The sequence below is a fragment of the Gordonia sp. GN26 genome, assembly GCF_054823965.1.
Genome location: NZ_JSYC01000095.1, coordinates 1 through 7,376, shown reverse-complemented (window position 1 = coordinate 7,376; position 7,376 = coordinate 1). Strand labels below are relative to the sequence as shown.

The 7,376-nt window shown below is 67.9% G+C and carries 5 protein-coding genes; 1 reads left to right on the top strand and 4 read right to left on the bottom strand.

Annotated elements, in window-relative coordinates:
* Positions 1–89: 89 nt before the first annotated feature.
* The 4 genes from OK17_RS17775 to OK17_RS17760 all read right to left on the bottom strand — a co-directional run bounded on the left by OK17_RS17775 (position 90) and on the right by OK17_RS17760 (position 5,961).
* Positions 90–725, bottom strand: a complete 636-nt coding sequence (locus OK17_RS17775) for an HAD family hydrolase (protein WP_461418238.1) — start codon at positions 723–725, stop codon at positions 90–92.
* Positions 722–3,394 (bottom strand): NAD-dependent epimerase/dehydratase family protein, encoded by a 2,673-nt coding sequence (locus OK17_RS17770; RefSeq protein ID WP_461418237.1) that lies wholly within the window; start codon positions 3,392–3,394, stop codon positions 722–724. Before OK17_RS17770 ends, OK17_RS17775 begins: the two co-directional genes overlap by 4 nt.
* Before the next feature lie 72 nt (positions 3,395–3,466).
* Positions 3,467–5,767: an acyl-CoA dehydrogenase family protein gene (locus OK17_RS17765; protein ID WP_461418236.1), complete on the bottom strand. Its 2,301-nt coding sequence runs from the start codon at positions 5,765–5,767 to the stop codon at positions 3,467–3,469.
* Positions 5,764–5,961 (bottom strand): ferredoxin, encoded by a 198-nt coding sequence (locus OK17_RS17760; RefSeq protein ID WP_461418235.1) that lies wholly within the window; start codon positions 5,959–5,961, stop codon positions 5,764–5,766. Before OK17_RS17760 ends, OK17_RS17765 begins: the two co-directional genes overlap by 4 nt.
* 138 nt (positions 5,962–6,099) lie before the next feature.
* Between OK17_RS17760 and OK17_RS17755 the strand changes: the two genes are divergently transcribed.
* Positions 6,100–7,326: a cytochrome P450 gene (locus tag OK17_RS17755; RefSeq protein ID WP_461418234.1), complete on the top strand. Its 1,227-nt coding sequence runs from the start codon at positions 6,100–6,102 to the stop codon at positions 7,324–7,326.
* Positions 7,327–7,376: the final 50 nt, after the last annotated feature.

Sequence of the window (7,376 nt, the reverse complement as noted above, 5' to 3'; positions counted from 1 at the left end):
CGCAGCGAGGAGCCGTGTCGAAACCACTCGGCGAGCTGACCTCGATACGGTCCTCGGGTAGCCCCTCGGACCTACTCGACCGGCGGGGCTCAGATACCCAACTCGGCCAGGCGGATTCGTAGGTTCTCCGGATCGGTGAACTCGATCGTCGACATGCCGAGGTCAGCTGCCGGCGGCAGGTTCTCGGCGAAGTCGTCGATGTACACGACCTCCGAGGCCTCGCAGTCCAGGCGACGCAACAGCTCCCGGTAGATCAGCGGATCCGGTTTGCGCACCCCGACATCCGCGGAGTTGAGGACGAAGGCGAAGTGGTCGAGCGGCAGCGTCGTCGCCAGGTGTTCCCGGTTCTCGGCGACGTTGTTGGTCAGCACGGCGAGGGTGTAGTGCTCGCTGAGCTCGGCGACGAGGTCGAGCATGGGTTGGCGCAGTGTGCGGGTGTCGGCCATCGCGGCGCCGAGGCGTCGAATCTCGATCTCGACGCCATGCTCCTCACGCACCCGAACGCAGACACCCTTGAGGAAGTCACGAACCGACAGCTCCCCGCGTTCCACCTTCGAGAATTCCTCGTCGCCGCGGATGTAGCGATCGAGAGCGGTCTCGGGAAGCCCGAGTTCGTTGCTGTACCGGCGCAGTCCGGACAGCGGCGACTCGGTGAGGACCCCTGACCAGTCGAAGACGACGGCACGGATCGCTGCCGTTGTGGTGCTGGGTGTGGATGTGCTCATCCCGGATTCGACACCAGCGCAGCCTGATCGGCCGATCCGAGTTCGAGAACCGTGATGGTTCCGGCGGATCCGTCGACCTCGACCAGGGCGCCGTTCGGGATGCGCGACGCCGCGACCTGGGTGTCGACGACGCACGCGACGCCGAACTCACGAGCGACGACGGCGGCGTGCGACATGACGCCGCCGATGTCGGTGACGACCGCCGCGACGTGTCCGAACAGCGCGGTGTATCCGATGTCGGTGACGTGGGCGATCATGACCTCGCCCGGTTCGACGTCGTCGATGGTGTGCGGCTCCACGATTCGCGCACGGCCGACGATCTTGCCGCCGCAGATTCCGATACCGTCGAGCTTCTCCCCCGCCTCGAGCGGCTTGAGGACCTCGGCGGCCTGCCACTTCTCGGCGAAGATGGGCGGCATGTGCAGCTGTTCGAGCTTCTCGCGCTCGGCCTTCCGACGCGCGATGGTCTCGCGGACACCCTCTGGCGGGTCGATGAGGACGCCCAGAGTGAGGTGGAACAGGTCGTCAGGGGCGTCGATGCGGCCCTGCGCGGTGAGGCGGCGCCCCTGTTCACGCACCAGGCGACGCATGATCCAGGTGAGGCGAACGCACCGGTCCCGGTTCTGTTCACGCTGCCGGAGCAGCTTGGCCGCGATCTTCTGCGGCACCGACAGTTTGCGGGGTGCGCCGCTGTGGTCGGGCGCCGCCTCGGCGGAGGCAGCAGCACGGCCGACGGTGACCAGGAAGCTGTGGACGTCGTCGGAGAAGGACTTGGCGTCGAACTCGGATTCGGCGGGCCCGCGGTGACCGAAACGGTCGAGTGCGATCAACACCTTCTTCCAGAACGCCGGAGCCTGTTCGGCGACGCGCTCGGGCAGGCCGGGCGAGCGGTCGGTCAGGAGGGCGAGGACGTCGGGATCGGCGGCCGCGGCGAGCGCGAGTTCGCGCACACCGCGCAGGGTTGCGCCACTCTCGAGATCGTCGCCGAGATCGAGGTTCTCTTCGGAGTTCTTCGACGCGACGGTCAGGGCCGCTCCGCCGAGCAGGTTGACCACACCCTGCACGGTCCAGGCGTAGGCGAGCAGATCGCCGGCAAGCAGCAACACCTGCCGGAGTTGGGCGTCGGGCATCGTGTCGAGTTCGTCGAGGAAACCCTCGAGTCGTGCGGTCTGTGCGCGGACCTCGTCGACGTCGAGTGCCGACGACCGGATGAGCGACACCACCCGCGCACCGACTGCGGCCGCGGACTTGGCCTTCGACGCCGCGGTCTGGGCGGGACCCTGGTAGGTCCCGGCGATGGCGGACTGTCCGCCGGGCAGTTCGTCGGCGTGGGTGCCGGTGAACTGGGCCGCGAGTTCGTCGGGATTGGTGCCCGGCATCGCGAGCGACACGTGGTAGGTCGCGGAGGCGTTGATGTACATGCGGTGGGCGTGCACCGCCTGCAGGCGGGCCGACGCCTCGGTGCCCAAAGCGCCTGGCAGTCCGAGCAAATCGGCAACGGCCGACGTGGTGCCGCGCAATGCACGCCCCTGGACGTCGAGCGTGAGCGCCGTCGACGGACCGGGCAGCGCCTCCGCCAGGTTGGTCTGCGAGTAGACCGGGAAACGCCGATCGATCGGGGTGTCGAACTCGCCGCGGAGATCCTCGGGACCCGAATACGCCAGCGGCGCATCGTCCGGCGCAAGTGTATCGGCGGCGGCGATCTGGTGCAGATAAGGGATGCGGCCCCGTGCTGCGACGACGCGCCCCTTACTGGTGGTGCGGCCGACGACGGCGAGGCGGGTGTCGAGAATTGTGTCCGGGCCGTTCCACACTGCAGTGAAGCCCCATTTCTCGTGGAGTTCGGTGAGATCGCCCATCGGCATCCGCAGCGCGGCGGCCACCTCGCCTGCGGTGATGTGCAACATCCCGCCGGCGACCTTGGCGGCGTTGATCATCGCACCGCGCGGTAGAGCGAGCAGCTTGCGATCGAGCATCTCGGCGATACGGCGCTGACTGACTGGTTCGTCAGCGGCGAGATTGACGACGCCCTCCTGGTCGGAGGTGATGGCCAGCGAGAGGAACGCTGCGACGTCGTCGTGATGGATGACCTGCCACGGATATTCGGGTCCGCTTGCACCGATGTGGTTGGCGCCGGCCAGGTTCTCCTGCAGGCGGTTGTCGGTGCCGCGCCCGAGAATGATCGCGGCGCGAACAAGCACCGACGACAGCGCGGACTGCTCGAACAACCGCTCGCATTCGGCCTTGTGGGCGGCGTAGGGCTGGTCGGGGTGTGGGGTGGCTCCGCTCGACTCGGTACGTGGGGGTTCGTCGTTCGAGCTACGGGGTCCGTACACCGTGACCGACGACAGGAAGATCGCACGGCGGACACCGGCCTTCTCGGCGGCGGCGATCAGCTTGCGGGTGCCGCCGACGTTGGTGCGTTCCATGGCGTCCAGGCCCTCGCGGGCGTCCAGCATGAACGCGCAATGAATCACGGCGTCGACGCCCGCGCAGGCCTTCGCGAGCACGGCGTCGTCGGAGATGTCACCGCGGATGTGAGTGACCTGCGAAGGTAGTTCGAGCGGCGCGCTGCGACTGAGCCCGACCACGTCGTGGCCGGCCCCGGCCAGCCGGGCAGCCGTGGTCCGGCCCACCAGACCGCTGACCCCGGTAATCAATACGCGCACAAGCGCCCCTCTCTTCGCATCGAAAGACCGTCACAAGGTTTACCAAGTGTACTTCGTAGGGTGAGGCGGTAATCATGTTTTCGTCGACAGGAGATGCGTCGCCGCCCGATCGCGCAAGGTGTTCGCGCCGCCCGCGAGCACCGCGGTGGAGCGCGCCCGCCGCAGCAGCAGATGAGCCGGGTGTTCCCAGGTGAACCCGATGCCGCCGAGCACCTGGATGCAGCTCTCGGTGGCGGTGATCGCGGCGTCGAGGGCGGACGCGACGGCCAGGTCGACAGCGCAGTCGAGATCGGCGCCCTGAACCACGCCCTCGTCGACCGTCGCAGCGACACCCAGGACCTGGTTGCGAGCACCCTCGAGTGCGACTGCGGCATCGGCGATCCGGTGGGACACGGCCTGGAACGAACCGATCGCGCGACCGAACTGTTCGCGCTGACCCGCCCAGTCGACGGCCAGTGCGACGGCCCGCGCGGCGACGCCGACAGCGTCCGCGCCGTGCGCGAGCAGCACAATGGGCCGGACGCGTGCCGCCACGGTCTCGACCGCGTCGCCCTCGGTCAGAACAGTTCCGGGTGCAGCGTCGAATCGAACCGTCCCGACCGTCGAACTACGATCGAACGCCTGCTGGGCGGTGACGGTGACCGTCTCGGGTTTACCGTCGACGAGGATCAGCACCGGCCGAGCGTCCTGCTGGGCAGTAACGATGAACGACGACGCGACAGGGGCGCCCTGCACCAGACGCTGTTCGCCCGTCAACGATGTACCGTTCCAGGCCGGTGACGATGCAACCGGACGACCCCACGCGGGGCCGGTGGGCAGTGACGCCGGCACGATGACAGTCCCGGATGCGACGGCGCTCAACGCTTCCGCGGCACCGGCTGCATGCAGGATCGATGCTGCAACGACCGTGGGTAGCAGGGGAACCGGCGCGATCACCTTCGCGCATTCCTCGACGGCGGCACACAGCAACCGCACGTCGGCACCTGCTCCCCCTTCCTCTGCAGGGACATGCAACGCCGGTAGCCCGAACCCGACGAGATCGGACCAGAGCCCTGCGTCGGACGAATCAATCGCGCGCGAACGGTCGAGTAGGTCGGCAGGGTCGACGGCCGACTTCAGCGCTCCGGCAAGTACAGCGCGCAACTCACGCTCGTCGTCGTCGGCCACCGCCATCGGTTCGCCGGCCGCCACAGCTGATGACTCATCGACGTGTTCCCCTCGCGACGACGGCAGGCCGAGAACCTTCTCGGCGATCGTGCTCCGCTGGATCTCGGCAGTACCCGCGCCGATCGTCGTCGCGCGGCTCATAAGGTATCCGTAGGTCCAGCGGCCGCCGTCGCAGGCGCCGTCAGCGCGTGAATCGAGCACTGCCGCTTCACCTGTCGCTCGCAGCGCCAGGGCGTGCAGCCGCTGTTCGAACTCCGACTTCACCAGCCGGTTGACCGAAGCGACCGCACCCGGATCCTGCCCGCGGAGTACCGCCGCGAGTGCGCGGGCGCCGTTCTGTGCGACCGACTGCACGCCGATCTCGAGGTCGGCGACCCGCTGCCGGACGAGCGGATCGTCGGCCAGTCCCTGCTCGACGACCAGCCTGAACAGGCGATCGACGGTGTTGCGGTAGCGGAATTCGTCGGCGAGGAACGCGGTCGCACGTTCGTGGCCGAGAGAGGTGCGCATGATGGACCACCCCTCCCCTTCTGCGCCGATGCGGTTGGCGACCGGGACGCGTACGTCGTCGAAGAAGACCTCCGCGAAATGTGCTGCGCCGCTGATGTCTCGCAACGGCCGGACGGTGATGCCCGCACTGGTCATCGGGATGAGTAGATAGCTGATGCCGGAGGTGGATCGCTTGGTCCCCGGTTCGAGTGGCGTGGTGCGCACCAGCGCGAAGATCCAGTCCGCGCGATCGGCCTGGCTGGTCCAGATCTTCTGCCCGGTCACCACGTACTCGTCGCCGTCGCGGACCGCGCGGGTGGTGAGCGACGCGAGGTCGCTGCCGGCCGCGGGTTCCGAGAACCCCTGACACCACAGCTCATCGGCACGCAGCAACGGCTTGAGGAAGCGTTCCTTCTGTGCGTCGGTCCCGTGGGCGATCAGGGTCGGCGCCAGGATCATCGACAGCGGACAGGGATGCGAGGGCACCTTCACTGCGGAGGTGATGCGGTAGTAGTCCAGCAGGTCGTCAAGAGCGAGGTCGAGGCCCCCGACCTCGCGCGGCCACGCGGGTGCGGCCAACCCGTGGTCGTCGAGTTCGGCCTGCCAGTCCCGGGCGCGCTGGTAGCGGTCCTTCGACGAGTCGGGTGTCCGTGAGCGATAGTCGGCGATGAGGTCGATCAGCCGCTGCCGCCAGTCCCCCGTCGCCGTGGCGTTCACCCGTCCTCCTCGAGTCGGAGCGCGCGTTCCGGACAGGCATTGACCCCGGCCCGTGCGGCAGCGAGCCGGTCTTTCGGTACCTCCTGATCCTCGACCAGGCTGAAGCCGTCGTCGTCGATCGGGAAGAGGTCGGGGTCGGTGGCAAAGCACTGTGCGTGACCGACACAGAGGTCTCGGTCGAGTCGCAGTCTCACGTCGGGGCTCCCTCGGGCGCGGATCGGGCTGGAATGGTGCGGGCAGGCCAGTTCCGAGAAGGGTAACTAAGTTAGCGATGCCGGTGGTAGCTTTGGGCTTGCGAACCCCGTGCCGACGAGACTGCGAGGCAACCACCGATGTCCGAGATCGCGCCCAGCGGCAGCGCTTACGACACCACCTTCGACCATCGCACCGACGAGGCCGCCCGGGCCGACCAGTTCGGCCGGTGGGACGAGCTCCGGAACGCATGCCCGGTGCAGGTCAACCGCACCTCGGCGCCGCGTCCGGTCTGGTACGTCCTCGGTTACGACGAGGTCCTCACAGCATTCCAGGACTGGGAGACGTTTTCGAGCGATTCGGTCGAGGCCTTCGAGCCGGACGAGGCGTACGAGAAGAAGAAGCGCTGGATTCCGGTCGAGATCGACCCGCCGATGCACACCGAGTACCGCGCCCTGATCTCGTCGCACTTCGGACCGAAGGCGATCGCGGAACGTGCCGACGACATCCGGCAACTCGCCTGCGATCTCATCGATGCCCTCGCATCGAAGGGCCGGATCGAGTTCGTGGCCGAGTTCGCCAAGGACCTCCCGACGCGCGTCTTCCTCGACATCATGGGCATGCCCGTCGACGACGCCCCGATGCTGCTCGCGTGGATCGACTCGCTGATGCACACCAAGCCCGAGGATGATCCTGATTTCGCCATCCGGCTCGGCGTGCGCAAGAAGGTGATGGGTTACCTCGCCGGCATGCTCGCCGACCGTCGCGCCGATCCGCGCGACGACCTCATGAGCGTCATCGTCACCGAGCCCCTCAAGAGCGGCCGGCAGATGACCGACGAAGAAGCACTGTCGATGACCTTCCAGCTCTGGATGGCCGGCCTCGACACCGTCGCCAACGCACTGGGGTACACCTTCCGCTACCTGGCCGCGCACCCCGAGCAGCGCGCCCTCATCGTCGACGGAACCGTCACCCCACGTGAGGTTTCCGAGGAGATGTTGCGCGCGCGGTCGGTGGTGAACACCAGCCGGGTGGTCAAGAGCGACACCGAACTAGGCGGATGCCCGATCAAGGCCGGCGACCGCGTCGTCCTGTCCACCGCGGCCGCCAACCGGGATCGCGACGAGTTCGAGGACGCCGAGGACATCATCTTCGGCCGAAGCCCGAACCGGCACATCGCCTTCGGCGCCGGACGACACCGCTGCCTCGGCTCCCACCTGGCACGCCTCGAACTCGAGATCGTGATCGAGGAGTGGCACAAGCGCATCCCCGACTACCGGGTCCCCGGCGACGCCACGATCGAGGACCACGTCGGTTCGGTGTCGGGCCTCACCGCCCTGCCGCTGGAGTGGGACGTCACCGACTGACCTCGATACGCGGCGGCCTCGCTACGCTCGGTCGTCGCTACTCGGCCAGC

What these genes read in the sequence shown, in the direction of transcription:
- OK17_RS17775 (WP_461418238.1), bottom strand. Translation starts at nt 725, where the DNA reads ATGAGCACATCCACACCCAGCACCACAACGGCAGCGATCCGTGCCGTC.
- OK17_RS17755 (WP_461418234.1), top strand. Translation starts at nt 6,100, where the DNA reads ATGTCCGAGATCGCGCCCAGCGGCAGCGCTTACGACACCACCTTCGAC.